The organism is Pseudanabaena sp. 'Roaring Creek', assembly GCF_001402795.1.
GTDB lineage: Bacteria > Cyanobacteriota > Cyanobacteriia > Pseudanabaenales > Pseudanabaenaceae > Pseudanabaena.
Map to the genome: position 1 here is coordinate 21,482 of NZ_LIRE01000676.1, position 26,693 is coordinate 48,174.

The 26,693-nt window shown below is 41.3% G+C and carries 24 protein-coding genes; 15 read left to right on the forward strand and 9 right to left on the reverse strand.

Going from position 1 to position 26,693, the window contains the following annotated elements:
- Positions 1-5 precede the first annotated feature (5 nt).
- Genes AC805_RS18665 through AC805_RS18675 form a run of 3 tightly spaced genes read right to left on the reverse strand, consistent with a single transcriptional unit; the run spans position 6 to position 2,627 of the window.
- Entirely contained in the window at positions 6-1,919 is a 1,914-nt protein-coding gene (locus AC805_RS18665; RefSeq protein WP_055076784.1) for a ParB N-terminal domain-containing protein, read from the reverse strand.
- Complete coding sequence (locus AC805_RS18670; RefSeq protein WP_055076785.1) at positions 1,912-2,142, reverse strand: type II toxin-antitoxin system HicB family antitoxin; 231 nt, start codon at positions 2,140-2,142, stop codon at positions 1,912-1,914. Before AC805_RS18670 ends, AC805_RS18665 begins: the two co-directional genes overlap by 8 nt.
- Positions 2,139-2,627, reverse strand: coding sequence for a hypothetical protein (locus AC805_RS18675; protein ID WP_156341468.1), 489 nt, complete (start codon positions 2,625-2,627; stop codon positions 2,139-2,141). Before AC805_RS18675 ends, AC805_RS18670 begins: the two co-directional genes overlap by 4 nt.
- A 182-nt stretch (positions 2,628-2,809) precedes the next feature.
- On the opposite strand from AC805_RS18675, the gene AC805_RS18680 reads away from it, so the two are divergent.
- From AC805_RS18680 to AC805_RS18725, 10 genes are all read left to right on the forward strand, one after another.
- Positions 2,810-4,288, forward strand: coding sequence for a DUF2213 domain-containing protein (locus AC805_RS18680; RefSeq protein ID WP_055076787.1), 1,479 nt, complete (start codon positions 2,810-2,812; stop codon positions 4,286-4,288).
- A gap of 3 nt (positions 4,289-4,291) precedes the next feature.
- Entirely contained in the window at positions 4,292-5,164 is an 873-nt protein-coding gene (locus tag AC805_RS18685; protein ID WP_055076788.1) for a hypothetical protein, read from the forward strand.
- A gap of 9 nt (positions 5,165-5,173) precedes the next feature.
- Positions 5,174-6,088 carry a major capsid family protein gene (locus AC805_RS18690; RefSeq protein ID WP_055076789.1) on the forward strand — a complete coding sequence of 305 codons (915 nt, stop codon included), beginning with the start codon at positions 5,174-5,176 and terminating at the stop codon, positions 6,086-6,088.
- A gap of 4 nt (positions 6,089-6,092) precedes the next feature.
- Positions 6,093-6,530 carry a hypothetical protein gene (locus AC805_RS18695; RefSeq protein WP_055076790.1) on the forward strand — a complete coding sequence of 146 codons (438 nt, stop codon included), beginning with the start codon at positions 6,093-6,095 and terminating at the stop codon, positions 6,528-6,530.
- 2 nt (positions 6,531-6,532) lie between these two features.
- Complete coding sequence (locus AC805_RS18700; RefSeq protein ID WP_055076791.1) at positions 6,533-7,153, forward strand: hypothetical protein; 621 nt, start codon at positions 6,533-6,535, stop codon at positions 7,151-7,153.
- 4 nt (positions 7,154-7,157) lie between these two features.
- On the forward strand, positions 7,158-7,577 hold the full coding sequence (locus AC805_RS18705; protein ID WP_055076792.1) for a DUF4054 domain-containing protein: 420 nt from the start codon (positions 7,158-7,160) through the stop codon (positions 7,575-7,577).
- Between the two features lie 146 nt (positions 7,578-7,723).
- Positions 7,724-8,140 carry a hypothetical protein gene (locus tag AC805_RS18710; protein WP_055076793.1) on the forward strand — a complete coding sequence of 139 codons (417 nt, stop codon included), beginning with the start codon at positions 7,724-7,726 and terminating at the stop codon, positions 8,138-8,140.
- The gene (locus tag AC805_RS18715; protein WP_055076794.1) at positions 8,141-9,307 is read left to right on the forward strand and encodes a hypothetical protein; all 1,167 of its coding nucleotides are present in this window, start codon (positions 8,141-8,143) and stop codon (positions 9,305-9,307) included. It abuts the gene before it with no gap.
- A gap of 73 nt (positions 9,308-9,380) precedes the next feature.
- Complete coding sequence (locus AC805_RS18720) at positions 9,381-10,346, forward strand: hypothetical protein (protein ID WP_055076795.1); 966 nt, start codon at positions 9,381-9,383, stop codon at positions 10,344-10,346.
- 18 nt (positions 10,347-10,364) lie between these two features.
- Complete coding sequence (locus AC805_RS18725) at positions 10,365-14,465, forward strand: lecithin retinol acyltransferase family protein (protein ID WP_055076796.1); 4,101 nt, start codon at positions 10,365-10,367, stop codon at positions 14,463-14,465.
- A 44-nt stretch (positions 14,466-14,509) separates the two neighbouring features.
- On the opposite strand, the gene AC805_RS18730 is transcribed toward AC805_RS18725, so the two are convergent.
- Both AC805_RS18730 and AC805_RS27495 read right to left on the reverse strand, forming a co-directional pair.
- Positions 14,510-14,875 (reverse strand): hypothetical protein, encoded by a 366-nt coding sequence (locus tag AC805_RS18730; RefSeq protein WP_055076797.1) that lies wholly within the window; start codon positions 14,873-14,875, stop codon positions 14,510-14,512.
- Between the two features lie 41 nt (positions 14,876-14,916).
- Entirely contained in the window at positions 14,917-15,132 is a 216-nt protein-coding gene (locus AC805_RS27495) for a helix-turn-helix transcriptional regulator (protein WP_055076798.1), read from the reverse strand.
- 289 nt (positions 15,133-15,421) lie between these two features.
- On the opposite strand from AC805_RS27495, the gene AC805_RS18740 reads away from it, so the two are divergent.
- The 4 genes from AC805_RS18740 to AC805_RS18755 all read left to right on the forward strand — a co-directional run bounded on the left by AC805_RS18740 (position 15,422) and on the right by AC805_RS18755 (position 17,484).
- Positions 15,422-15,622 (forward strand): hypothetical protein, encoded by a 201-nt coding sequence (locus AC805_RS18740; RefSeq protein ID WP_055076799.1) that lies wholly within the window; start codon positions 15,422-15,424, stop codon positions 15,620-15,622.
- A gap of 2 nt (positions 15,623-15,624) precedes the next feature.
- A complete protein-coding gene (locus tag AC805_RS18745) occupies positions 15,625-15,852 on the forward strand; it encodes a hypothetical protein (RefSeq protein ID WP_055076800.1) in 228 nt (75 codons plus the stop codon).
- Positions 15,853-15,934: 82 nt separating this feature from the next.
- Positions 15,935-16,228, forward strand: coding sequence for a hypothetical protein (locus AC805_RS25765; protein ID WP_055076801.1), 294 nt, complete (start codon positions 15,935-15,937; stop codon positions 16,226-16,228).
- Positions 16,204-17,484, forward strand: coding sequence for a GIY-YIG nuclease family protein (locus AC805_RS18755; protein ID WP_197278787.1), 1,281 nt, complete (start codon positions 16,204-16,206; stop codon positions 17,482-17,484). The genes AC805_RS25765 and AC805_RS18755 overlap by 25 nt, the downstream gene beginning before the upstream one ends.
- Before the next feature lie 24 nt (positions 17,485-17,508).
- On the opposite strand, the gene AC805_RS18760 is transcribed toward AC805_RS18755, so the two are convergent.
- Positions 17,509-17,856 (reverse strand): hypothetical protein, encoded by a 348-nt coding sequence (locus AC805_RS18760; RefSeq protein ID WP_055076803.1) that lies wholly within the window; start codon positions 17,854-17,856, stop codon positions 17,509-17,511.
- A gap of 84 nt (positions 17,857-17,940) precedes the next feature.
- Here AC805_RS18760 and AC805_RS18765 point away from each other — a divergent pair, with 84 nt between their 5' ends.
- Positions 17,941-25,284 carry a hypothetical protein gene (locus tag AC805_RS18765; protein ID WP_156341469.1) on the forward strand — a complete coding sequence of 2,448 codons (7,344 nt, stop codon included), beginning with the start codon at positions 17,941-17,943 and terminating at the stop codon, positions 25,282-25,284.
- Positions 25,285-25,392: 108 nt separating this feature from the next.
- Here the strand turns inward: AC805_RS18765 and AC805_RS18770 are convergent, their stop codons facing one another.
- The 3 genes from AC805_RS18770 to AC805_RS18780 all read right to left on the reverse strand — a co-directional run bounded on the left by AC805_RS18770 (position 25,393) and on the right by AC805_RS18780 (position 26,622).
- The gene (locus AC805_RS18770; RefSeq protein WP_055076805.1) at positions 25,393-25,803 is read right to left on the reverse strand and encodes a hypothetical protein; all 411 of its coding nucleotides are present in this window, start codon (positions 25,801-25,803) and stop codon (positions 25,393-25,395) included.
- Entirely contained in the window at positions 25,796-26,017 is a 222-nt protein-coding gene (locus AC805_RS18775; RefSeq protein ID WP_055076806.1) for a hypothetical protein, read from the reverse strand. Before AC805_RS18775 ends, AC805_RS18770 begins: the two co-directional genes overlap by 8 nt.
- A gap of 176 nt (positions 26,018-26,193) precedes the next feature.
- Complete coding sequence (locus tag AC805_RS18780) at positions 26,194-26,622, reverse strand: hypothetical protein (protein WP_055076807.1); 429 nt, start codon at positions 26,620-26,622, stop codon at positions 26,194-26,196.
- Positions 26,623-26,693: the final 71 nt, after the last annotated feature.

The window sequence follows — 26,693 nt, forward strand, 5'->3', positions numbered from 1 at the left end:
TAAGATCAGCAATTTGAGAATAAATGGCTAGGTAAGGTTGCGCTATTTGCTACTTTTTGAATCCTGGCAAACATTTGCTCGTTTGAAACGATATAGTCGCATTTCACACCACAAGACTTTGCAGCGTAGGGCAGTAACCCATTGGTGCAAAAAGGATCGAGAAAGGTATCTGAAGGATCGCAAAATATATTTACTAGGCTTGGATGAATAATGTCTCCACGTTCCGAAACTTTTAGCCCATATTCCCGCATGATTGTATCGCTTCTACCGGTAAATACTAGCAAATGAAAGCATTCCTGTGTCCTGATAAATGGTGAGATTATCGTTGATGTGGTAATCGTGACAATTGGTTTTGAATATTTGCTGACTGGTTTATTATCAATCGATCTGAGATACAGCTTTTGCATGTTGCTGACATTGTTCTCAAGTTCTTCGATAATGGCGTATGACAAGTCCGATGGGCAGAGAATTACTACAATGCCATCTTCATCTAGCATGTCTCGTAGGCGATCGCAATGTTCAAAAAACTCGTCAATAACTGTATCTTCCATCGTGATACGGGTGATTATCACAGGATAAGTGACATTAGTGGATTGTGAATAGCTTGTTAGGGTTTCATTAAAGCCTCTTGGTGTATATTCTTCAAAAATCCTTTTACGCTTCTCGATGTCAACTTTGTGGGTAGATTCTTCAGCAAATCCAATTTGTCCTGATATTGGATGCACCACTAAGTTAAGCATTGGGTCAGCATCAGCCTGTGGGTTTACTGCTAGAATTTTTTGCCCTTTAGAGATATTTTCAGCCGCTTGCCTTTGAAGATAATCAAAATATTTTTCTTCAATATCTTTATAAAAATTGGTAATTGCTTTGAAAGCAATATCGATATGAATTTCAAACCAACACTCATTTTGAGATGAAATACGAATCAATTCTTTAAGGAATTCTTCTTTTGGAAATCCTGTTTTCCGTTTTGCCCCTTTACCGACCTCATAATAGTCAGTGGATAAGGGCAATCTATTATCGTTGTAGTGATCCTCTGCCGATTGTAACAATGAAGGTATCAACTCAGCTAGCTCAGACTGTTCTCGAATACTAGCGCTGAACTGTTTATAGATTTCGGTGCGAACTTTTTCCCATACTAACCAAGCTTTCCATCTACTCGATTCGATCTTCTTTCTCGTCTCTTTTAGCAATCGGATTAATTTCACCTGCTTTGCTTGAAGCATGGGATCGCTTAACCGCATCCTTGCAAACCAGATCTGATCGTCATCCGGGAGTTGCCCAATTTCGCGGGCTTCATAAATTGAAAATCGTTGGTCTTTACTTTGCGAATCGTCCTTGACCTTGATCGCTTTTTGGAATGAGGGATATACATCATTCATCTCAGCAACAAGCTTATTAATGAATTTGTATGAAATGCGCCAAATGGTTATAGTTGAGGCTTCGATCGATGTCCATAAAGCTACAGTATGAAGATCTTGGGTTTTATCTAACAGGTGGCACACCACCTTGAGAGCATACCAATCAGGCACTTTTCGCCCCTGCAACGTAAGAAGACAGACCTCTGCCTGAATATCGGTCATCTCACGAACAATACAAGGAGCATATTCTTTTTCCAGCACCCACAAAGCGACAAATGTGTGATGCCCACGTACTAGCCTAAATTTCCCGTTAGGCATTGGACGAACGACGATGGGTGCGCTGGTGTCGTATCCATTCGTGCGGATCTTGGCAACCAGTCTTTCGACCTCCTCCTCCTCCACATTAATGTCCATACCGATAAGTTGCGAGTATTTTTCGCTGTGTTGCGCTGGATTAATTGGATCGGGTTCGATTTCTTTGAGTGGTATCTCCCGAATAGGCTCCGTTGCAACCTCCGCATATTGGGCTGGATCGAATAAAGTGGTCTGATTAGTCATTTACGTCAATGGTGATTAAAGACATGGTATAAATCTCTTCTTTAGGTAATTGTATGCCTGTTTTCTTCGCAAGTGCAAGATATGCGGCGATCGCCTGTGTTAAACCTTTTTCCTCTTGAGTCAGCGATCGCGCAAAAATAAGGCATCCGGGTAATTCAGGAATTGTTGTTAAGTAGCCACCATCAGGTAGTTTCTTGCGAATTAGATGAAATCTTCTTTTCATAGCGCCGAAACCTCATTGGATGGGATACGCATTCCTTCAGCCACAAATACTACAGCAATTTTATTTGGATCTGCTTTATGTTTATACTCACCAATCCCACCATAGTTGTCGATTAGGATATAGTTTTCTTCTAAAGGATTTACCCCGGACTCGGTTAAATAAATTGCCTCTAGCGGAAAAAATGATTGAATTGTTCGTTTAAGCGCACTTGCAATCACAAATAACTCTTCGGCTGGGCATGTCCTACCATCGAGTTGCTCAATTTTTGAGAGTTTAGACTTATCTAAAGCTGCCCCTGAGTTATAACCAAGCTTTCTTAATTTGTTTTCCACTTCTTCAATGCTTGATGGAAGCGTGGTTAAAGTATGCCCAGCCTTAATTCTGTAATAGGCAATATTTTTTGCTACAAAATCTCTAAGGATTTTTAATGCTCCCAGCCTATTTACGACCTTAGATATTTCTTCTTCAAGATCTGCCTGAGACATGCCAACATCCGATCGAGTGTCTGCGATCTTTCTGGCTATACGTTGACGTAGGTATTTTGGCATCGTTATAAATCGTGGTAGTGATTCGATTTTGACATGAAATCGATATGTTATAGCGTATTTGATCGCCAATTTCGCGAACGTCGTAAAAACATATCGAGGATAAGCGAAAGTTTGCATTAATGTTTCCTCGAAAGCAAATGGCTTTTCGCTTTGACGATATATCCAATTTTTTTACTCGCACTGAGGAGCGCGAGGATGGAGTCTATGCTTTTAGCACTATCGCGAGAGATGGGTTACTAACTTACTTCACGGCAGAAGGCAAAAGAGTTAATGAACTCCGTCCAGCTTCAGCAAATCGTGATGAGTCTTTTTTAAGTTCTTTACAAGGATTACCTGCCACCGTCGAGCATCCTAGAGCGCTACTTACTAACAGAGAATCCTCAGTTGGTGAGTTGGCAGAAAAAGGAAGCTATCAAGACTCTGAAGGGGTAGTCAATAGTGTATTGCGATTGAAAGACCTTGACGTAGCTGCTAGGGCAAAAAATGGTGAAAAAAGTGGATTAAGTCTAGGTTATAAAGCCAAAATTGTCGAAACACCTAATGGAGTTTGGTATGACTCTATCGATAACATCACCTACCGAGGAGATTTTGTCGCAGTTCAAACTGAAATTGAGCCAAATCATATTGCGCTGACTGATTCTGCTAGAGGTGGCAAAGGCGTAAAAATCCATTTCGACAGCGCTAATGTGCCTGTTGGAGAGTATGTGAGGGTCGAAAGATCCGATTCTGTTTGCACTAAGGAAGTGGGAGTAAGCGTTGTTCAGAAATTGGAAGGTAAACCTATAATGTCCACCAAAACGGTACGGATTGATAATGTTGACTGGGAAATTGAAGCTGGAGCTGCGGCAGTTCTCGCTCAAAAGCTTGCTCGGTTAGATACGTTAGAAAAAACTTCGGCAGAATTGGCAGCTAGTCTTCAAGAAGCTGCAAATTCTTTGCTTGAAAAAGATAAATTATTGGATGCTGCTGTTGGGCGTGCTGATGGTTTTGAAGAAGCGATCGTCTTGATTGGCGATGAGTTAGATCAGCTTCGTGCGGATGCCAAGAAGGTGGCAGATGACGAGGATGATGACGATAACGATGAGGATGACGATGAGGATGACGATGAGTCATCTACGAAAGATAAGCCCATGAAGGGTAAAAAGTCTAAAAAGAAAAAGATGGACTCGGCTTCAATCAATGCTTTCTTGCAACGTCCTGAAGTTCAAGAACATATCGGGGAATTTATTGAAGATGAGATTGGTTCTCGTCTTGATGCATTCACTCGTACTAGCGAACTTCTTGAAGCAAATGGTGTCAGCCTTGAGGATGCTGGCATTACTTACCGAATGGACGCTATGACCACTGTTCGTACTGCGATCGCAGTACTGAACAAAAATTCAGACTTCTCGGAAAAGTCGGATGATTACGTGACTGCTCGGTTTGACTCTTACTACGATTCAATTGGTCAAAATTCCTTACATACTCAAAAGTTTGCATCAGTTGTTAACACAGTTAGAAACGACAGTGCAAACGAATCTAGTCGGAATTCGCAACCTCGGAAGGATGCTCGTTCAGAAAACCACAAAAGACCTCTCGCTCTATCTAAGGGGAAATAAAAAATGGGACAAACAACTTATCGCAATCGCTATTCCATAGCGATCGCAGGGATGGTTGATGGATTAGGAGACGGACAAGGAGAACCCTATCTTAACGATGGTGGCTTTGTTGCCGAATCTTGGACAATTACAACTCCCACTACTCCTGCTGACAATACTTTATACAGCATTGCAGTAACCGATAGATACCATCCAAATCCTCCGATTGTGGCTTCCTTCACTACTAGCATTGGTACGTCCCGCGCCGATCTAGCCGCAGGTCTATATGCTTCTGCGCGGAACAATATGATGTTTACTGGATTGCTGTTAGTAGTCAATAACACCAGCACTATTGTCCTAACTCATCGTCAAACAAATATACCTTTCTTCCCAGTTGTTAGTGGTGGCGGTGCAGCACCATTGACAGTACCGACCACACCGACCACACCTGCCTCGGCTCCTATGCTGATTGGCTTTGGATTGGGAGTAACTCGGATTGCAGGTGGTAGTACTTCTGTACGTGGCAACAAATCAGCCCGACTTCCCATTGCAGGTGATACAGCCAATTATATTGCTGGATTCACAATAGCTACTCGCAATAGCCAAAAAGATCGGGTTGGTGAAGGTGCTTTGGTTGGTTATGAGCCTGGCGGATTAGCGATGAATGTTTTGCAACGTTGTGCAAACCTTCCTGGTATTTGGGTTCCCACTTTAGAAACTTCTATCAATCCTGATGCTGATTCCGTTTATTTATCAGTCCTGTCGGGGAGTCAAGGCTATGTCCAAAAAACAAATGCCAACAGTGCGATCGATATTTCCCCCAAAGGACGGTTCAGATCTTTCATTACTACTTCAGTAAATGGTCAGAACCTTGTTTTAGTCCAAGCCGACTTTTAGGAGAAAAACATGGCTACAAAAGAAAAAGAAATTCGGATGGATGAGTATACTTTGGGGGCGTTTAAGGATCAACTTCTTTTCCTTGAACCTCAACTCCTTGAAGAAGAAATGGAGGATCTATATTTCGCTGATGGCACTCTGATACCAATGGAAAACCTAGAAATCCCTTGGGCACAAGATACTGCGTATCGCCAGACCACTGGCTTAGGCTCATGGGAAATTGCTAGAGATTACATCACCCATATCCCAATGGTGGAAACCTTATCTCAAGAGTTTCGCCAAAAGGTGTTTAAGTTTATCGCAGGTTATCGTTACACCGATGACGAAATGATGCAAGCCGTTCATTTGAATGAGCCGATCGAAGAGTCAAAGATGAAAACAGTTATTACTGCTGGTAATCAAAAACTTGATGATTTGATCTTTAAGGGTGGGGATGGCTTGCAAGGGTTCCTAAATCATCCAGACACCCTCAAAATGTATGCGGCTTACCCTATCTCTGCCGCTTCGACAGCAAATCAGATTCTTGCTACTTTGATCAATGGTGAGAATGCGATGGTCAATCTTACTAGGAACATTGAAAAGCCTGATACGATGCTGATTGCTAAGGTCGCCTATGACTACGCAAACTATGCACAGTTGAATACGATCAATGACACTTCAATCCTTGAGTACTACCTCAAGAAAAGTCCATATATCAAAAACGTTCAACCTTTACTGCCTTTAAACGGGGTTGGAGAGAACGGATCGAATGTTGCCTGTTTATACAAGCGCGACAAATCCAAATTGAAGGCGAGAACTACTGAGTCAATAGGATTCCGTAAGTTTATCCCTACCGCATGGGGCATCGAAAGGACTGCAACGATGCGCTATGGCGGATTAATCCTTTACCGTCCATATAGCATTCTCTGGATGCATTACATCTAAACTAATGTCCAAACAGCAATTAGAACAAATCGTCTTACAAACGGAAGACATTCGTAAATTCGTGCATGGCGATCTCTTGATCGCCGCAACGATTGAAGATGAACTCGAATTTGTAGTAAAAAACTATCCCGAATTATTCTTGGACAAGATAGAGAAAAACCATCGTTCGCGAGGAGCTACTTTATCTTGTATCGGTGAAAAGGGTGTTATTACTCAATTCCACTCAGAAAAAATTGATGGATTTGCTGAAGATTCTCTCGCGTTTGAAATCCGCGATACGATCAAAAACTTCAATCCTGAGAATGATTGTGTGATCGTTCATGTTGGGCGAGATGCTCAAGCTTGCGTCGGAATATTTAGTATTGCCTCTCTCCGTGACTATAGGAGCCAAAGATTAATTCAATTTGGCGAACAAGATTTAATTATTTACACCACTGATTAACTATGTCAACAACCAACACAGAAACTTTGAAAGATTCCCAAAAGAAAAGTTCGGTATCCCCCAGCCCCGAACCCAACGTTGAAGTTGAACCTGAAAAAGTTGAACCTCTTTTTATAACTTGGATCTATAGACCCAGAGTGGAAGGCAATAATGCTCCAGTCTGTTTTCAGTACCCACCTAACGATGCAGAGTCTTTGAAAGTCTTAGCTCAAAGTGATTTGGCTAAGTCAAACACTGAACTTCCTATGGAAAGCAAGTTTCTTGTTGAAGGTATGAATTCGATTCCGATTGATGTGGTGAGAGCAATCCAATCTCATCCTGCTTCGGCAAGAGCGCTAGAGTATAAAGTAGTTAATGGTTCGATCGAAATCCTTGAAATGGATCATGCCGACGTTGAAGGTGTCTCAGTCGATACAGCCGCATCAGTCCATTACACTCCAATTAAGGCGATCAAGTTAATTAATGCTTGTTATGATCTTGAAGCATTGAAGAGTTGGAAATCTCGCGAGATTGGCGTAGCGCGTAATGAGGTCCGCAAGGCAATTGATCGACGCATTACTATGATCAATGATGAGATCGCAGAACGAATCAAGTCCCAACAGAGCAAACACCTCGAAAGTTAAATAAATGACTTCTGTACCAGTCTCAACAGCAAGTTTTTTCGCGATCGAGCAGTTCAGGAAGTTCAGCACCATAGATGTAACGTCTGTCCAGATGTGGCTAGACGTTTATTCTGGGATGTGTCCAATTGAGCAGTTTGATACTCGTGCAGAGCTTTGCGTGATGTTGCTAACGGCACATACGTTAGAACTGACAATGGAGGAAGATGTTATCGATGCATCAAACGCTGTTTCGATCGCAAGTGGAGGGGCGATGGCAAACAGAAGGGTATCTTCAACGCCAGCTCCAAACTCTGCGAACGATACTTATTTATCGAAAACCGCCTTTGGGCAACAGTTTATGGTTATTAGAGATTTTATAAGCGGAGGGAACTCATTCTTTGGCGACAATTTAGTTTTAGTTGTCCCGCCATTTTTGGCATGGTAGCAGAGTATCAAGCTGGCGCTATAAAAAGACTGATTAGAGAAAAAAATCTGTAGTAATCGCTTTATTCGCTTTTTAAAAAATATTGTGTTGCCTGCCTTTAAATTGAATTTAAAAGTAGTCTTTCTTTTGCGCCCACAACAATAGTCATGGTATTTGCTCATTTGCAGTCTCAAATCCAACCAACTCGCGATCGCGTTGCCGAATTTGCCTCTGGTACATCAAACATTGAGGGGTTGGTTGTGGTAAAGAGGACTAGCATACAAACCACTTATTTAGAAATTAAGCCAGATCCTTGGATAAACAATGTCACTGCAAAAATGGTTTCATTTTTGGGGCAAGCTGGCATTCAGGTCGGCGTGAATGACTTTGACGTAAAAGGAATTAGCGCTAAATACACTCAAGAACAACTTAATGGGATAGGTATTTCCTATATTGTTGGTGCTGATATGTCTACAGGTATTCCCGTTGGTGGGATTCTTTGTCAAGAAGTGATGGGAACCTTGAATAACACTCGTTCGGGTATTAGCTGGGATATTGTTCTTACAAGGAAGCAGGGTAGATAAATGGGTTTAACCAATGCGATCGCTATTTTAAGAAGGCAAGATGCCAAACTAAAGGTTGAAGTCCCTGCTTCACAGCACCATAAGGCTTATAGCTATTACAAGGAAGGTCATGAACCCTCAACCCCGAACCCATCGGGCAAAAGGAAAGGTAGGGGTGGCGCGATCGCGGCAGGTATCGGTGGCGCGATCGCTGGTGGCGCGTTGACAGCAGGAATTTTGGCAATGCGTAGGGGTAAAGCTGGTGAAGAACCTATTGAGCCAAAAGGTTCTCTAAAAGCAAACAATGATATTGATGCTGATTCTAGGGAAGTTAGCAATGGTATAAAGGGTTCTAGTAGTTCTAGATTACTGGGAGGGGAATCGCGTAAAAAGCCTTTAATTACTCCACCTCCAATGAGTAATTCTGACAGAGTATTAGTTACTCCTGCGCCAAGAAAGAGTCTCAAAGAAATGGTTAAAGAGGGTGTTGGTGATGGTAGCCCATCTAAGCAAAATGCGGGGTTAGCAAAGCCTAAAAGCCTTAAGGATATGGTTCAAGAAGGAGTTAAAGCTCCTTCTACGTCCAAACAAAATGCTCAGATAGTGACCGAGAAATCGGAGAATTTATTGACAAAGGGGGTTAAAGCACTCCGTAAATTCTCTAATAAAAATCACTCCGAACAAGGAGTCCAAGCGAAACCTAAAAAAAGTTTGTCAGATATGGTAAAAGAGGGGGTTACCACTCCCTCTTTATCTAAGCAAAATGCATCTTTCTCCATCGATCCCGATGTTGGTTCTTCTGCAACCACACCTAAACGAAAAGGGCTTTTAGATAAAGGCATTGCGGCAATTCGTAAGATGACCAAAGAGGGTATAGATCGCGATCGTAAAGCTGGCGGAGCATTTGCCGAAAGGGAGGTAGATCTTAATAAGGTTGCCCATACCGCAGGGCAAAAGTCCCGAATTGCTGCCCAGAACCTAACGACATTTGCTAAAGCCTACTCTGAAACATTTGGCAAGAAACAACCTAAAGCTGTGGATGTAAAGTCCACAGAAGTCCATGAATCTTTGCCAGAGGGTAAAACAGTGCCAAAACAATCTACATCAAAAAAACAATCTAAGAAAAAGTCTCCTACTGCGGCAGAGAAGAGGGCTATCCAAAAACAGATCGATGACATTGATAAATAAATCGCTGATTTAAGTTTAAATCGTCAATTCTCACCCCAACTAATTAAATTAATTCGATACACAGGAAACAGCAATGCCAGCATCTACAGAGTACAAGATCGGTAAATTATGTGGAAGAATGGATTCCGAATCTGTCCTTACAGATATTCGACAAATGCGAATCGATCGCGCAGCTCCTAAATGCGGATCGGGAACAAAACTATGTGGGAATAGTTGTGTTCCTCAAGCTCATGTTTGCAAGAATCAAGGTGGTGGTGGCGCAGGTGCGGCGATCGGTGCGGGTGCAGCAATCGGTGCAGGGATTGGTATCGCAGCAGGAATTCATGCTTTGAGGAATCAAAAGCCTAATGCTTTGAGTGGCGCTCCTAAGAAAGCTATTAGTGCTAGAAAAGTTGGAAATAATGTAGTGACAGATGCCCCTGACGAAAACATTAAATCGGCAGATCCTAATCCAATTAATAATGCAAGGCGATCGGTAAATCGTGCTGCTGGCAACGTGAAAAACAATGTAAAGAATGCGGCATCCAATGCCCAAGCAAATTCCCCGTTTAAGAAAAAACCTGAGAAGCCTTTAAAGTCAGCAAATATTGACTCACTGATTGGCAGGTTGGACTCTTTTTTGCAGGAACGCACCGATTCCCCTAAATGCGAACCAGGCAATAAGCCTTGTGGCAAACGATGCATACCTGAGAAGCATAGCTGTTCTGCGGAAACTGCCAAAGGAGCTTTAAATGGTGCTGGTCACGGAGCATTGGGATTGTTAGGGCTGCCTGGTGCGATTGTTAACGGTGCAATTGGCGCTAGAAATGGAGGAGGAGGAAAAGGTGCGTTCAAGGCGATCGGTAGAGGACTTGCTGGACCAGTTGCAGGGGCGGTTTATGGTGGATTAAGGGCAAGAGGGCATGGTCGAGGAGCTAGTGCTGCTGCTGGTATTGCGTCAACTATTGGGACTGGTCTAGCTATTCATGCTGGTATCCATGCCGTTCGTAAAATGAAAGAAAAAGAAGATGAGAAGAAGTCGGGATCTGTAACAAAATAGTGCCTTGAGAGGATTGCGATGAATGCATACGAATATTCCAAACTGGCAGCAAGAAACGATGCTGCCAGAAAATTAAAGTGTAAACCAAGTTTCAAACAAGTTGGGGCAGCTTGTAAACCTTTAAAAAACAATATAGCTTCTGAGCCTAATAACTCTTTGGGGCATAAAGCAATCCTCCCAATGAACGTTTCAGCAGGACTCATACTGACTGCTGGGATAGGAGTTGCGAGCGCTACTATTGCTAATGACGTAAACAATGTAGTCGCAGACGTTTCCCATTTAGAGAAAACTCCTATCGGGGATAAGTTTGATAAAGTGGCAATCGCCAAAGAATATGACGAAAAATTTAAGCCGGGCGATTTAATTAGAAGCGCTTTCCCTCTTCCCGTTGGCAAAAATAAATATGCTTATCATTATGCAATTTATGCAGGGAATGGCGATGTTATCGAGTCTGCGCCAGACAAATCTGGCGGAGCAGGAATTGTAAGAAATTTTGCCCATGATTCTGACACACCTGGCTTAGCGACGACAAAATATGAGTTAGTAGATCTGCCTCCTGATGATGGGACAAGTCCTATACACTCTCGCGCTCATACTCTTGAGCTAGCTAAAAGCATGGTAGGGTTGCCCTTTAAATTTGACCTTATTGAATCAAACTGCGAAGCTTTTGCTAGAACAATTGCCTATGGAGGTACAAAAGGCGCACAGAGTGAAAAGGTTAGCAAATTTGGGCTAAAAACGGTTACTTCGGTTTTTGATGTTGTCGATCGCGTTGCTCTTGGTGGAGTATTGGGTAAAGGAATTCATTCCGACGAAATCAGGAAAACCCTTGAGGATCACAACTATGACCCTGAATTGATTAAAACTATCTTTAAAAGCAAAATAGATGAGAGACAGAAAGAAATAGCTAAAAAAAGAACTGATTCGGATACAAATCCACTCGCCGATCTAAACGATCCTAAAGAATTTACTCAGCTAGTTCAACAAGCTTCCTCTAGCTTTCAGGGTGCGGCAAAGCTGATATTTGAGAAAGAGATGTATAAGGTGTATTTGATCGCCTTATTTATGTCAGTGTCTAAGCCAAGCGCTGAAAGCTCTAGCAAAAAAGATAGTACTGTAGAGGATTTGATTGCCGAAATTCTGCGTAGATCCTCAGTCAGACTGGATACCAGAGTACTGCACTGCAAATCGGGATATAAGCAGATAGGAAATGCTTGCAAGCCTATCAGAAATACGGCTACGACACAACAATCAAATGGCAGTAATATTGCACTCCCGTCGATCGCTAGTACTGCGATTATTCTAGGAGGATTGGCAACTGCTGGCGCAGTCGTCGGTAATGATGTATCTAAACTTAGCGATCCAGAAGAAATTAAAAATGCGAGGGTAGTTCCTGCGAATGTAGCTCCGAGCAAAGAAATCCTTGCAGATTACGAGAAAAATTTCAAGAAAGGGGATTTAATTAAAAGGGGTTTCAAAGGACCTACTGGGCAATATAACTACCATTACGCAATTTATGCTGGTAACGGGGAAATCTTTGAGCTTGCTATGGACAAGTATCGAGGTTCAAGCGTCCAAAGGAATAAAATCGGTCGAACTACTGAAACAGAAGGACTTGAGTACCAACTCGTCAAAGACCTCCCCAAAGGGGCATTACCAAAATATTCGAGAGATAAATCCCTCAAAATAGCAGAGTCTTTAGTTGGAGTTCCCTTTAAATTTGATGGAGTGAGTACTAATTGTGAATATTTTGCTCGATTGGTAGTTGAAGGATCTGCAAGAAGTTCACAGATGGAATCTTTAGGTGGATTCACTAAAGTTCTTATTAAAGGATTAATTAAAACCCAGAAAAATCTTAGCGATGGGCATCCAGTTGAGGAGGTTGCCAAGATTCTTATGGACAATAATTATAATCCTGATTTAATTAAAGCTGTATTTAAAACCAGCGTAGAAAAAAGGCAGCATCAAATAAATAATACAAAGGGCATATGGCGAGGGGATAGCCAATCCGAAAATGATATGTTTGCTAACTCAGGAATTAAGTCGCCTCAAGATTTTGTCGATTTAGTTCAAAAAACATCATCAAATTTTGATGGTGTAGCAAAACAAGCTCTAGAGCAACAAATGTATAAAGCTTATTTGATCGCCTTATTTGCTTTAACCTCACCAAAAATATCAAAGATTAAACAAGATAGCTTTGAGATAGCTTCAGATCATCAAAAAATGGTTAGCGCAGTGCTATCAATTATCTCAAGGACTTATGGTGGAATTTCCACAATTGTTAGCTTAAATCGCAATCCTAATGGGCTTATTACAGTTTATTTCCGACCTTTATCCAATCCGCGATCGCTGATCAAGATGAAAATCGGCAATTCAATTTCATACAAAGATATTACGGATCAAAGCGAAAATCGCAATTTCAACTCTGATGTTCGGGTTGATTCATCATATATCTCAGAGTATTTAGCCACTCAATTAAGGCTAGACAGTATCATTGGTAAGCAGCAGAAAAAATGTGTCAAAGGGACACCATGTAAAGGTGAGTGCATTCCCAGATCTAGTACCTGTGAAGTCGAACTTGAGAAAGTTATTGATATTCCTACCATTCAAAAGTTAGATCCCCCAACCCCCAACCTCGAACCCAGTAGAATTACTGCTACTGTTGAGCATGATATTTACGACATGATGAATATTCGAGATCTCAAGGAAGAAGCTCGAAAAAAAGGTGTTATGCGATATTCTTACATGACCCAAGACCAGTTGAAATCAGCTATTAAAGTTCACGATTCTGACCCAAACTATCAAGAATCAATTAGAAAATCCTTGCAACATCACAAGGATTTAGCAACCCTTAAGAAGACTAAGAATACTGAAATTGGTAGGGCAATTTCAACAATCAACCCTGCGCTGGGTCGGCAATTTAATTTATTGACGGCTATTAGTAAGAAATTTCAAAATAATCCTACCGAGGCACTTATTTATGCTTTGCCCGCGATCGCTGGTACTACTAAGGTGGTAATGGGGATTTTACAAAAGCAAAGGACATCAAATATCAAAGAAGCTGCTGGTGCAGCGGTAAATGATGCCGAGGACTATCGCAAAGATATTGATGAGAATAGCAATCCCGATAGCGTTAATTTCTATGTTGGTGGTTATGGTCGAGGTAGCAAAGATTTATATAACAAAGTGGCTAACTCTCCACTTGCAAAGGATGAAGATACTGATTGGCTAAAAAAAGGAGAGAACATTCCTATTAATAGGGAAGGTGAAGATGTACCTATTGCCCACAACCCCAGCCAAGCACTTGGTAACAATATTACCACTGGCTACAATGTTGTCATTAATAACACCATGAAACGAGGCAAAAGCAAGGAAGCAGTCGAGCTAGCTGCAAAGCTGTATGCCCAAGGTACAAAATGGCGCACTGATGAGAATGGTATCAAATCTATGCCCTCAATCCAAGTTCTTGCGGCAGAGGATGGAGGTGTTGTCGCTAGAGATGCGATCGAGATTTTGCAGCAAATGCCGAAAGACCCGACCACTAAATTTCGTGGTAAGGACATAGCCGATCGCGTCAAATTGGTTACTTTAGGTACGCCTTATTTTGGAGAGACTAAAGCAAATATTCCTGAAGTCAATTTAGTTGGCGACGGAGATCCTTGGGGTTCTTTGCCATTTAATAAAGGTTCGCAAACCCATCGTGTTACAGGAATTGGTGGTGCTAGTCAGTCTGCTTATACAAGTAGTTCTAACGGTATTGATGCTATCTTCAAAAATCTTCGATCTGGTTCTGAGAATCGCGGAGTAGTTGATGCCGATAGTGTCAAGGAAGCTGCGTCTGCTCAGAAAAAATCTGAGACCCAACAGGAAAAAGAAGCTTCCCAAGCCAATGCAGCAGCAGATAGAGCCGAAAGTGATAAAGCTAGGGCTGAGAAACAAGCCCATGTTGACAAGTTAATTCGAGATGAATTAAAAGCTCATGCTGGCAATAGTATCGAAGAATTAGAACGCTTAATTAAGGACCCAGATGCTTTTGCCAAGGCTAAGAAAAAAGTCAGCGATCGACTTAGAAATGAGAAACAAGCTGCGGACTTTGCTAAGAGATCTGGTGTTGCTTAGATATATACCCCCAACCCCGAACCGATCTGGCGATCGCATCTGGTCTAAGCCAGTTTCCGATTCAGCATCTCAATTAGTTGTCTCACACTCTCGGCTTGCTTATCGGCGATCGCGGACTGGTATGAAATTGTTGTCTCAATCCTTGCCATACGTTCATTAGATTTTACGATACTATCTTCAATCCTTGCCATGCGATCGTTTGACTCCTGAAACGATTGGCTTATTGTCTCACGGCTTTCCCTAGCCTCTTCGGAGACACCATTTATTTCCGCCTTGAGGTTAGGTACTTCTAGATACAGTGCTTGTACTAGTTGCCCTATTTGCTCGATCAATGCGTTGATGCGATCGCCTTGCTGATCTACCTTGTCCGCAAAACGATCTAATCTTTCGTCTGTCCATGTCGAAGTCATATTTTTTCTTCGGTGGTTTTTTCTGATTTTAACTTATTAGGCTAAACATCTTCATCGCAAAGCTGGAGTAGCTCATCCAAATGTGTACATTCAAAATACTTACAAAGTATTTCAACAGTATTTCGATCAAATCTATCGATCTGATCGCGGTAAAACTTACTGATGGTCGTCGGGCTTAACCCTGTCTCGGCTGCAACAGTCTTTTGAGTAACCCCTTTCTTGTCCATAAGGGCGGCTAGATTGCTTTTCAATTTCATTGCCTCAGAATATCACGTTGCTAGTATATGTCAAAAAACAAGATAACTACAAACTAACAAGCTAAGTTGACATGATACTAGCTAGCTGTTATATTGCTGCTATACAAAAGGCGATCGCAGGTCTAGTCCGCAAAAACTTTACCGATCACCTCTTATAACCCCGTTCTATAGGAGTTTTAATATCATAACTGAATGTGTTGACTTGGTTTTTCATCTAATCAACAAGTGCTAGATACCACCTTAGCACAATGCCACCTCAAAGTCTTGCCACCTACACTTTTTTCAATTTATGAAAACCGACGAAACTTTTGAATATTGCCGTGAAATATTGGATGGGCTGATGGATCAGTGTATTGCAATTGACGATCTTCTTGAGGAATCTGAAACTAATTCACTTCCCGAAGATACAAGAAAATCTCTAAAACGACTCAAATCCAAAACCAAAGAGCTAGCCGATCGCACCCTTCAAGAATTTTGGAGAGTTGAATAATTTTGAAGTACAAAATTGAATATGCGATCGCTGCAATGCTCCTTAGCATAGTGCCACTGCAATGTTTTGCAAACTACGCTCATTTAAACGCCAACAATTTCGATTATATCCGCAAGATGTTGGGTGGACTTATCGATCAGTCCATGTCATTTAACGATCTTCTATATAGCCCTAAATCTACTGCGTTTCCAGATAGTGTTCAGAAAATCGCTAAATCGACTCAAATCTAGAATCAAAGAATTAGCCGATCGCACACTTGAAGAATTTGGATCTGAATGTTCGGAAACATATAAAATTAAAAGGAGAATAGCTATGGAAACCTATATTGAATCAGCGATCGCGGTAATGCTCCCAAAAATCACAGTTCCATCTGGACTGTCTTTAGAAGAAGAATTTGCTTTGTTCCGTAACAGGGCTAAACCTTTCCAAGTAGAGTTAGTCGATGACGTTCTATTTGTATATCTAACCTACCAAGGTTTGGCTTGGATTCTATGCGATCGCCTTATTGCTAATGGTGATTGTCTACTTCATTATTGCGATCGGGTTTTTGTGGTTTTTGGCGATCGGGAACCTGTTCAAATTTGGCTCAACATCAATGCCATTTAACTTTTTGGCTGTGCGATCGCGTACAGCTTCCAAATTCTTTAAAGGAGAATATTTTGTCTGACATATTAAATCCATTAGAATATTTGCAATCGCTTCCAAAGTATCCTTTGTTTGCGATTAAGAATAATCATTGCCTGAATCTAAATAATTGTGGAGTATATGCGATTTTTGTCGAACCAAATAACAAAATATATATAGGTAGTACGGGAGTTTCTTTCAATAAAAGGCTTAATAGTCACAAGTATCGCCTAAGAAGAAAGATGCATCATACAATTGGATTACAGCATTCATTTAATAAATATGGACTTGATTCTTTATTTATATCTATTGTTGAGATTGTAAATAATCAAGATTATTCAAATATTGAGTCTTTCAAGGATGGATTACTTGGAGTTGAGCAATATTGGATCGACCTAATCCCAAGCAATTTAAGCCTGAACTGTTGTCTGATCGCTGGTTCATCCCTTGGCAGACCTGTTAGAGAAGAAGACAAGGTTGTATTATCATTGCTAGCTAAAGAAAGGATGAGAGCAAATCCCCATTTAATAGAGAAAATGGTTGCGGGAACAAAAGCATGGGCTTCTGTTGAAGAAAATAGAATAGCACTTTCCGAAAGATGTAAAAAATATATGCATTCACCCGAAGCCACAGAACGGAGAAAGGTTTCTTTGCGTTCTGAAAAAACAAAATCATTGCAATCTTTGACCACGAAGAAAATGTGGCAAAGACCTAATTATCGTGAGAATATATCCAAAAAAGTCAAGGAATTCTACTCTAGCTCGGTAGGAAAGGAGATGCAAAGTGCAAAAGGAAAAAAATGGGCATCTATACAAGAGAATAAAGACAGAAATTCCATAAAAATTAAAAAGAGGTTTGAAGATCCTGAATATAGAAGAAGGAACAAAGAGCATCTAACCAATATGAATCGGAAGAATGCTTATAAAACAAGCGAAAGGAGTAAGGCATTATGGGCGGATGAAGATCACAAAAAATTACGCTCTCTCAAAATTCAAAGAGGAAAGGCTAAGAAATCTTTGCCTTTTTGCCTGTACTCACCTAATGGGGAAATTTATGTCACTGATAGCATTACTGCATTTGCAAAACAGTTTAGTCTTAGTCAGTCCTCTTTGGGTGCTATTGTTCGGGGAGTAAGTAAGTCCCACAAACTTTGGACTGGGACGACCCTTGACTCATGGAAAAATGTACCTATAGAAGCTATTCGGATACTTTGGGCAGAGCATGATGATCTCCCTTAGCAAAGTAATGTCTATTTTTTAATGCTATTTAATCCTTTTGTATTTTACCCATCGATCTTTATCTAGATTTTGCATCTGCATTTCATCGCCATCAATTTTAATATCAATTATATTTTTTACTCCTTTGTCCGAGATAAAAACAATACGATTATCGGAAGTTATTTCATAGTTTATTGTAGATGAGAAAAGATGCTCTCCCTTGAGATAGCAGTCAGATGTTAAAAATTTGTCTACATATTCCTTAATACATGTCTCACCTCCTGCCGTAATAGCAACTTGTTCCCATTTTCCTTTGATCTGATCCTTTATACCAGAACCGCAACCAGCACTTACTGTCGCAACTACAACAGCAACAAAAAATAATTTCCGCATAGTATTTCGCTAAATCAGCCTAATTTAATGGCAGTGGCAATGACAGACCGATCATATCGCTAAATAGTGATCGCGAAAATCAAAATGTCAGCAACTTCCTCCAATGCCCTTGAGATATTAATTACGGCTAGAGATGATGCTAGTAAACAACTATCCGTAATTTCAAATGGGATAGGAGATGTTGGGAAACAGTCGATTTTGGCTACAACTGGAATAACCAATTTTGGGGCTAGCCTTGTTAAAGCCGCAGATGGAACTGTAGCAACAAAGCTTCAACAGATTTCTGGCGCAATTATTGATATAGGGCAGAAATCTCCATCCGCATTATTGGCGACAGCTACTGGATTCATTTCTGTTGTTGGCGCAATTCAAAATAGTAGTATTGCGATCGCAGCATTTCAAGGAGTAATCGTATCTTTAGAGTCTGGATTGATTGATGCAAAAGCGTCTTTAGTAGATATAAAGGACAGCTTGATCGATGTTGGGAAAGTATTTGGTGGATTAGATTTACAAAGTAGTGCAACCAAAAATCTTGTAACTACGATCAAAGCAATTGAAGAAGTTGCTACAAACCCCACGATTATTAAAGCATCCGAGGTAATCAAAGGCTTTTTAAATGACTTAAGTTTTAATGCTGGGCAAAATACTGGCAAAGCATTCCAGACCCTTTTTAACTTATTTGATGAGATCTCGGCAACAGCAAAAGCTACTGCCGAAAAAGTCCAATCATTTTTCGCAGGTATCACATTCTTTGAAGATGCAAAAAATTCTATTAGCGAACAACTAGGGAATATTGACCTAACAAAACTAAAAGACCAGATTGACTCAACTTTCAGTAATGCAAAATCATTTCTGGATGAGCAATTAGAGAAGGTTGACTTCTCGGCATTCAAAGATCGATTTGATTCCACTATCGAAGACGTTGGTGTTTTCCTTAAAGAGCAATTAGGGAAAGTAGACGGTTCGGGGTTGAGGGGCAATTTTGAGAGTGCGATCGCGACTATTGGTTCGTATCTGAACGATCAATTAGGCAAAGTAGACCTAACAGGGCTTAAAGAAAGCGCTGAGGAGGCATTTAATACAGCCACAGTATTCTTTGATGAACAACTTAGTAAAATTGACTTAACTGGGTTAAAAGAAAGCGCTGAAGGAGCGTTCAGTTCTGCAAAAGCTTTTCTGGATGAACAACTATCCGAAGTGGATTTTACTGGACTAAAACAAGGATTTGAGTCAGTATTAGCATCGGTTCAAAGTAGTGCGAATAGCAAATCGATAGCCAGTGTATTTGAACAGGTATCTCCACAGCTACAGAAAATAGCTAGTAATATTTCAACTACTTTAGGTCCAGCGATTGCTCCTGTTTTTGAAGGAATCAACAAAGGGTTATCTGAAGCATCCGGTGAAGTAGCAAAATTTCTTTCAAATAGTGGAGTTCTCACAACAACAGAAGTAACTAAAATTCAATCCGAGCTTAAAAATTTAGGATCGAACACGATAGAGGTATTCGACCAAATCTTTTCTAGATTCTTTCAGGGAGTTGGGACAGAAGCAAAAACCAATCTAAAGGTCGTAGAAACAGAAGTTACAGCAGTCCTTGAAACAAGTTTAGGGCAAAAGTTTGCTAAAGCGGGTATCGATTATGGTCAAAAGTTAGCATCTGGGATAGAGAGTGCAGTCAATGGAGGGCTAAAAGGAGTTGATGCAATTCTAAATGCCGTTGAAAAAAGGGCAAATGCACTTAGAAATGTTCGAGAGACTTCAGGATTTATCCAACAAGCCACCCTTACCCCAGCAAATATTCCTGGCGCAGAAGCATTCGGGAAACTTAAGGAAGAATCAACTAAATTACTTACCAGTCTGAGCAATGTCGGTCAAGAACTTTTATTCTTAACCTATGGCGTTCAGCAGTTAACAAGTGCGTTTAGCGCTCCTTTCGATATTTTTATTGGGCAAAATATTAGGCTTCAAGCCACATTATTATCAACACAAGCGCAAATCGTATCTACCAACAAAGTCTTTAAAAATGGGCTTGAGGTAACATCAGCAACCGAGGCAATTCAATCGCTCGGTGCAGTCTCAAAAAGAACTATTACTGATATTCAAGAAGGGGCATTAAAGTTAGTAGGGTTAGTCTCGACCGACCTAGTCGATCAAATTCTCCCAGCCGTAACTCAGAACTTGTCCCAATTAGGGGGTAAATTAGGCGATGTGCCAAAACTGGTTACTTCACTTGGCGCAGCACTAGGAACGCTTGGAATACCACTTTTTGAGGCGAGAGAATCTCTTTCTCTAATTGCATCGGGAACGGTTACCGTTGAAAATCGACTTGCACGATCTTTGTCGATTACTAACCAACAAGTCAATTTATGGAAGTCCCAAGGTAGTTTAATTGACAACCTAACAAAAAGACTACAACCATTCGTCGAGGGTAATGCATTAGCTGCTCAAACTATCGGTGGCGTAACGTCAAACTTAAAAGAAGTTTTCCAACTCCTTACTCAACGAGCTGGGGAGACTTTCTTAGATGTTGTTGTTCAAAGATTGAATGTAGTCTATAAATTAGTCGATATTACTACTGTTGAAGGCAGAAAGAATTTTGAAGATCTTCAAGGTATTGTTGCGGGAGTTGCTAAAAATATATTTGATGGATTTGTTAAATTCGGTGATGGTGTAGCAGCTTTATTTAAAGCGATCGCGCCAGCAATCGCGGGATTTATCCAAGTTGGTGCTAAAACAATTGGCGATCTACTTAGTTTCGTTGGCGATACTCTTAAGACATTAGCCGATGGACCACTGAAATATCTATTTGCCGCATTAGGTGCGCTCAGTCAGTTTGCAGATGTGTTCACTGGCATCTTTAAGATTGGCTTATTCCTAAAGATACGGGAGGTTATTTTAGGATTGGCTATAGGTGGCATTGGTTTGCTAATCCAAACTTTGCCGGTAGTAAGTACTTTATTTGGATTATTTTCTCTACGGTCGAACGGGGCAGTTCTCGCCTTGACAAACTTGCGAGGAGCTTCAAATACAACTGTTGCTTCAATCTTGACATTAGGTAAAAACATAAATGTAATTCCTGGTGCTTTGCAAGCAGTATCAAAGGCAGTTCCATTCTTAGGAGCAAGTCTAAGTACTTTAATTCCTCAGTTTTCACAAATTGGCATTGCCGCGATCGCTTTAGGAGAGAAATTCCCTTTTATTGGTGCAATATTTGAATCGCTTGATACAGCAATCCCTAAATTGATTGCTGGGTTTGCAAGACTGGCGATCGCAGCACTTGAGACAGCAGATGCATTTGTAGGTGCTGGGGGAGCTTTAGGCGTATTTGCAGAGTTTGCCACTAGCTTTAATACGGAACCAATTATTGCTGGGCTAACTAAATTAACGACTATCACAAAATTAAGTGAAACAGGACTCAATTCATTTGGCAAATCTGTAGGAGGGCTTAGATCGACCATAATTACATCGTTGGGATCTTTTGCTTTTAGCGCTCTATTATTTGCGGGTGCATTCCAATTGTTTGAGAAATTTCAACCTGTATTTGAAGAAATTGGGAAAGCTGCCGCAGAAGCATTTGGTCAATTAGTTTTTCTTGCAAAAGTCGTCGTAGAAGGATTGAAAAGCCCTCTTGCACTGGTAGTCACTTTAGGGACAGCCATAACTTTTCTTGCCTTTGCTATTAGCAACGATTTAATCACTGTTATCGGACGGGTAATCGCATTACAATTTGTTGGTTATCTACAGGCGATCGCGGGCGCACTTAGTTTCCTAGCAGGTGCAGAAGGCACAGCCAAGGTAGCTGCCGCGATTGAGGCAATGTCTGTAACTGGAGTTGGATCGTTAGCCAAGCTTAAAATTGCCTTTGTAGAGCTAGTTCCCGTAATCCTAACTGCTCTAGCTCCATTGCTTTTAATTATTGCTGCGCTAGGAACAATTGCGATAAAAGCAAACGAATTCAAACAAGAAGATGAGATTAATGCAGACAATGCATCAACAGGTCAAGCCGAGCAAGCTGATAACAAAACTTTTTCTCTGTTGGGTAGATCCAAAAAGTCAAAGGCAATTTCCGATAAGGCAGCAGGCAGTGGCGTAAAGCTATCGAAAGAACAATATGCCGACAATGCAAAGCTCCAAAAAGAGATTGAGGAACAGATTAACTCGGAAACGGTACGTAAGGCAGGATTAGAAGAAGGGCTTAATGGTATTTCCACCTCTACGGAAAGAGACAATCAAAATAAAAAAATTAAAGATGCAACTGACAACATCGATCGCCTTAAGAAATCCGTAGAAGGAGTAGAAACCTCCGCGAAGGATTTACCTAAATACGGATCGGCTGTCGAGCAATTTACTCGTAATGTTGACAATGCTAAAAAATCATTAATTAATGCATCGGGCGACCCAGCAATATTTAAGCAACAAATCAATACTCTCCTAGAGGGTTCCCAACAACTTCAGGACATGGGAGCAATCACAGTAGAAGATGCTGTCAAAACCTACAAAGAGATTGCGAGTAATACCAGTGCTGATGCCGAAACCCAGATTAAGGCACAACAGGCTATCACTGCTGCATATAAATTAGAGTCTCAGAAGCGCATTGCTACCTATGATACTCAGATAGCTAAAACCTCTGCCTTGGTTGCTCAAGGGAGGATTTCAGAGTCCGAGGCGATCGCGTTAACGTCAAAAGCTAATCTTGATAAATTGAAGGAAGAAGAGGAAGCGATTTCTAAGAGCTATAAAGCCCGTGCTGAAATCATTGATAGTAATACCAAAAATGCTGTTGATAGTGCTAAGCAAGATCGATTAATTGCTGATGCTAAACTCGCCGCAGCACAAGGAGATCCAACCAAATTAGCAGATATTAAAGCTCAACAACTAAAGGGAGTAGACGACAAGAAGCAAGCTGTAGAGGATGACTTAAATAAAGCTAAGGCTGAACTGGCTAAGCTAGAAGAGAACAATGCCCTTGGTTCGCGCACTGGCGAGTCTACAGCCGCAATTGACGAAGCCCACGTAAAAGTCCAGAGATTACAGAACCAATTCGAGAAATTGGCAACATTTAGAGGGACTCTTGATTCGACGATTAAGATAGATGCTGATGTCCTTAAGGATGTAAAGGAATTACCCAGTCAAATTGAGGAGGCACAGGCTAAGCTTGCTGAATTGAAGAAGGGTAGAGATTCCAAAAAAGCGAATTTAGATAAAGAGAACTTCTTCAGTTCCCCGCAGGACAGGAAAGTTGCAAAGGTAAAACTTAAAGAAGATGACGATGCAGTAAATGAGCAGGAAGGAGTTGTGAATGCCCTCCAAAGTAGGTTTACCAAAGCTCAAAAAGCTACTACTCCTGACAAGGAAAATGAGAAAGCTGCCTTGAGTGAAAAGCAATCTGCGATCGATGCAGAGAACAAAGCTGTCGCCAATGGGCAGAAGGTTAAGACGGAAGCTCAACTTGCTGCCGACTCTGAACTGCAACAGAAACGTGCGGCGATCGCTCAGAAAATTGCCGAAGACCAGATAAAAATCCTTGATTCTCAGATTAAAACTGCCGGAGAAGTCCAGAAAGTAGGTGAAACGCAACGTCTAGGGGAGATCGCGAAACTGCGGAAACGTGGAGTGATCCTCGAATCTGAGGCGAAATTACAAGAGACTGGTGAGAAAAAGAAGGAAATCGATCTTGAACTATCTCTCGAACAACAGAAACTTATCAAATTCAACGAACTCGATAAAAAAGGGATTGGTGTCAGCCAAGAAGTGCGCCGAGCATCAGTCCTCAAAATTGCCGAGTTGACAAAGCAGCAAACTGAAATCGAGCTTGCTGCGATTGATGGTTTGGTTGCCGCAATCAAGGATCGGCTTACACTTGCCGCACAACAATACGGCATTACAATTGAGAAACAGAACCTTAAACTTGAAAAGCAGAAGTTACTTTATACTGCCCTTGAGAGGACTCTTGCCAACCAAGATCGTTTGGCTCAGTCCTCAAAAAAACTAAACGATTCTGTAGTTGCGGTACATGAATCAGATCTCAATGTTTTAACCAAAATTTATGACAAACAACAACAAGCCATCCGTGACGCGGGTGGTACAGGTAATTCTGCCGACAAGGAACTAGAAGAGAAGAAATTACTACTTGCAGAACAGTTGGCAAAGATTAAATTGGAATCCTTGCTCCGACAGCAGGTGTTCGAGCGTGAATCACTAGAACGAGATATTCAAAAACGAGATCTGCTCCTAGAACGTCAAAAGCTTGAAAATCAAATCAATATAGCTAAGAAAAAAATTGACTTAGCCACTGGTGAAGTTGGTATTAAAACGGCTGAGGAAGAGGTTAAGTTAAAACCCGAATCGGCTGAGGCAAAGCTAAAACTTGCCCGCGCAAAATTAGATCAACAAAAGAATGAGCTTGAATATGGCGGATTAGTCCAAGAGAGTGGTTTCCTCAATGAGACTGGGCGATTAAATAAAGAACAGAATGGTCAGGAGCGAGAAACCCTACAAAATAATCAATTCGCCCAACGTACAACTGCAAACGCCGAATTTGCCAGTGCATTGACCGATCCTGCATTACAACAACAGTTATTGCAACAAATCGAGGTTCAAACTAAGCAAAGAGCTTTTGGGGTGCAGGGACAAACCCGTATTACTGGCGATCAGGCTAGGGCATTAATCAATGCCCCTATACCCGATGTTCGTGGTGCATCCCTTTCCGACCCATCTAAGTATGGGGAGGTCTTGAAGCGATCGGAATCCAACCCTAACGGCACGTTAACGACTGAAGCACCCAAGCCAAAGGACAATAGCTTTGCTACCTCATTTGAAGAATTACAGCAAAAATACCCTGACAAGGTCGGTAATATTGACGACCTCAATAAAAAGTATGGTGGGAAAGACGCTACTACGTTTGAAGAACTAAATGCTAAATATAGTGGCAAGCCCGCAGATAATGCGGACCCTACAGCAAAAATTGGATCTTCCTTCGATAGACTGAACAAACAAATTGATGAAGGCTTTACTAAAGTACTGATTGCCCCTCAGTTAAAGGTCGATGAAATGACATCAGGGCTTGAGGCTCAATTCAACAAAATCACAACCCAAATCAAGGATAATCCCATCACTATTTCCCTTGATAATTCAGCTTTAGATAAAGCCAAAGCTGAGTTAGACAAACCTTTAAAGGTGATCGATGAGGATCAACTTAAAAGGCTTGAAGGTATCTTGGGTGCTTTAAGTCAAGGTGGCAGCAATCTCGATATTAAGACTGCTGGTGTCAATGCTGCCGGCGCAGGAACCACGACTATAAACGCCCCAATTACAGTAAACAACCCTCAAAATGGGGCTAGCAATGCCCAAGACATCCCCAAAGCAGTCAGCAATGCCCTAGACTCTGTGCTTAAAAGAGTCGCGAATATCGTAAGTTCTACGAAGTAGGGGGGTTCGGGGTTGAGGGTTGAATACAAAATTTTTGGTAGTGCTAAATAGGTAAGGGTAGGCGGCGCGAAGCGCCGCCTACCCTTAATCCTCTCTCCAAGGAGAGGGTCAAACAGAAATAAGAGTTCTTTCGATCCCCTCGAATGTTTTCCCATCTCTCTTGTCCCCATTTACTACAGGGGTAAGAACAGGATTTAGGATTGGCGCATAGACGCACCAACAAATAACGATCGCATCGAACTGAAGAGTATTATCTGACGTAGTAAAAAATTCCACCGAATCTACAACCCAGTCTGACTTACGGGAATGAGTTGTGCCATCTTCAAGCTGATCTGGACTTAGAGATTCCTTTACCGTTACTGGATGGATAGGGCGATCGCCTTTTTTGGGTATGGGTTTTGGAGAAAAATCTAGTTTAGTGTATAAGATGTCGGTAAAGCGGTTGCAATGAGTTAGCTTGCGATCGCTAGCTCCTTCGAGTTGATCTGGCTTTGCTTTATAAATAATATACTTACTCACTATTCTTGCCTCCTGCTAATTTTGGAAATTCGGCATTGCCTTCGTAAAAGCATTCATGGGTCAGAATCGGGTCTTTTGTCAACTCAAAATGGGAGTAGTCCCAACCATACTTTCTGCCCATCTTTATGCATTGTTCTTCACTCGTTGCGCCATGCTTAGTATAAAACGGTTGGTCTTCATCATGGGTATCTTGTGGCAAATTCTTGGTCGCCATTGAGCCTCAGTATAGGTTTCATTGGTTAGAATCTAATGGGATCTAGTAACAAGCGATCGCTTAGTAAATAAATACTATCTCACAAATCCAACAAAATAACGAATGGGTTCGGGGTTGAGGGTACATAAAAAAGCTATTAAATTCAGTACTGGCTTTTTTATACTAAATCGAATGGACTAAGCTTGTTTTCGATTAACCATTTCGATCATTAATCTGATATTCTCTGCCTGAACTTTTGCAGTATCGGCTTGAGCCTTAGCTGATTCTGCCTGAATTTTAGCTGCTTCTGCTTGGATTTGTGCGGCGATCGCCTGTTGCCTTGCGACCTCTTTTAGCTCAACGAGTTCAGCATGAAGAGTCTCACGTTGTTCCCTAGCTTCTTCTCGAACGCTATTGACTTCAGCCTTAACCGTAGGCAGTTCAAGGTACAATGCCTCAATAAGCCTACCAATTTGTCCGACTAGGTTATCAATTCTTTCACCTTGTTGATCGACTTTGTTAGCAACAAGATCTACCTTATCGGCAACGAGATCTACTTTGCCAACAACGAGATCTACCTTATCGGCAAAACGATCTAGCCTTTCATCTGTCCATGTTGAAGACATCGCAACTTGCACCAAAAAACTTGTCTAGACATAGTTTATCGCCAATTTCACCGAAATGGTTATTAGAACAA

Bases quoted from the DNA above. Each gene is read 5' to 3' on its own strand.
- AC805_RS18715 (WP_055076794.1), top strand. From the start codon at position 8,141: ATGGGTTTAACCAATGCGATCGCTATTTTAAGAAGGCAAGATGCCAAA.
- AC805_RS18705 (WP_055076792.1), top strand. From the start codon at position 7,158: ATGACTTCTGTACCAGTCTCAACAGCAAGTTTTTTCGCGATCGAGCAG.
- AC805_RS25765 (WP_055076801.1), top strand. From the start codon at position 15,935: ATGGAAACCTATATTGAATCAGCGATCGCGGTAATGCTCCCAAAAATC.
- AC805_RS18665 (WP_055076784.1), bottom strand. From the start codon at position 1,919: ATGACTAATCAGACCACTTTATTCGATCCAGCCCAATATGCGGAGGTT.
- AC805_RS18720 (WP_055076795.1), top strand. From the start codon at position 9,381: ATGCCAGCATCTACAGAGTACAAGATCGGTAAATTATGTGGAAGAATG.
- AC805_RS18680 (WP_055076787.1), top strand. From the start codon at position 2,810: ATGTTTCCTCGAAAGCAAATGGCTTTTCGCTTTGACGATATATCCAAT.
- AC805_RS18740 (WP_055076799.1), top strand. From the start codon at position 15,422: ATGAAAACCGACGAAACTTTTGAATATTGCCGTGAAATATTGGATGGG.
- AC805_RS18780 (WP_055076807.1), bottom strand. From the start codon at position 26,622: ATGTCTTCAACATGGACAGATGAAAGGCTAGATCGTTTTGCCGATAAG.
- AC805_RS18725 (WP_055076796.1), top strand. From the start codon at position 10,365: ATGAATGCATACGAATATTCCAAACTGGCAGCAAGAAACGATGCTGCC.
- AC805_RS18675 (WP_156341468.1), bottom strand. From the start codon at position 2,627: ATGTCTCAGGCAGATCTTGAAGAAGAAATATCTAAGGTCGTAAATAGG.
- AC805_RS18730 (WP_055076797.1), bottom strand. From the start codon at position 14,875: ATGACTTCGACATGGACAGACGAAAGATTAGATCGTTTTGCGGACAAG.
- AC805_RS18760 (WP_055076803.1), bottom strand. From the start codon at position 17,856: ATGCGGAAATTATTTTTTGTTGCTGTTGTAGTTGCGACAGTAAGTGCT.
- AC805_RS18695 (WP_055076790.1), top strand. From the start codon at position 6,093: ATGTCCAAACAGCAATTAGAACAAATCGTCTTACAAACGGAAGACATT.
- AC805_RS27495 (WP_055076798.1), bottom strand. From the start codon at position 15,132: ATGAAATTGAAAAGCAATCTAGCCGCCCTTATGGACAAGAAAGGGGTT.
- AC805_RS18685 (WP_055076788.1), top strand. From the start codon at position 4,292: ATGGGACAAACAACTTATCGCAATCGCTATTCCATAGCGATCGCAGGG.
- AC805_RS18775 (WP_055076806.1), bottom strand. From the start codon at position 26,017: ATGGCGACCAAGAATTTGCCACAAGATACCCATGATGAAGACCAACCG.
- AC805_RS18670 (WP_055076785.1), bottom strand. From the start codon at position 2,142: ATGAAAAGAAGATTTCATCTAATTCGCAAGAAACTACCTGATGGTGGC.
- AC805_RS18765 (WP_156341469.1), top strand. From the start codon at position 17,941: ATGTCAGCAACTTCCTCCAATGCCCTTGAGATATTAATTACGGCTAGA.
- AC805_RS18700 (WP_055076791.1), top strand. From the start codon at position 6,533: ATGTCAACAACCAACACAGAAACTTTGAAAGATTCCCAAAAGAAAAGT.
- AC805_RS18690 (WP_055076789.1), top strand. From the start codon at position 5,174: ATGGCTACAAAAGAAAAAGAAATTCGGATGGATGAGTATACTTTGGGG.
- AC805_RS18710 (WP_055076793.1), top strand. From the start codon at position 7,724: ATGGTATTTGCTCATTTGCAGTCTCAAATCCAACCAACTCGCGATCGC.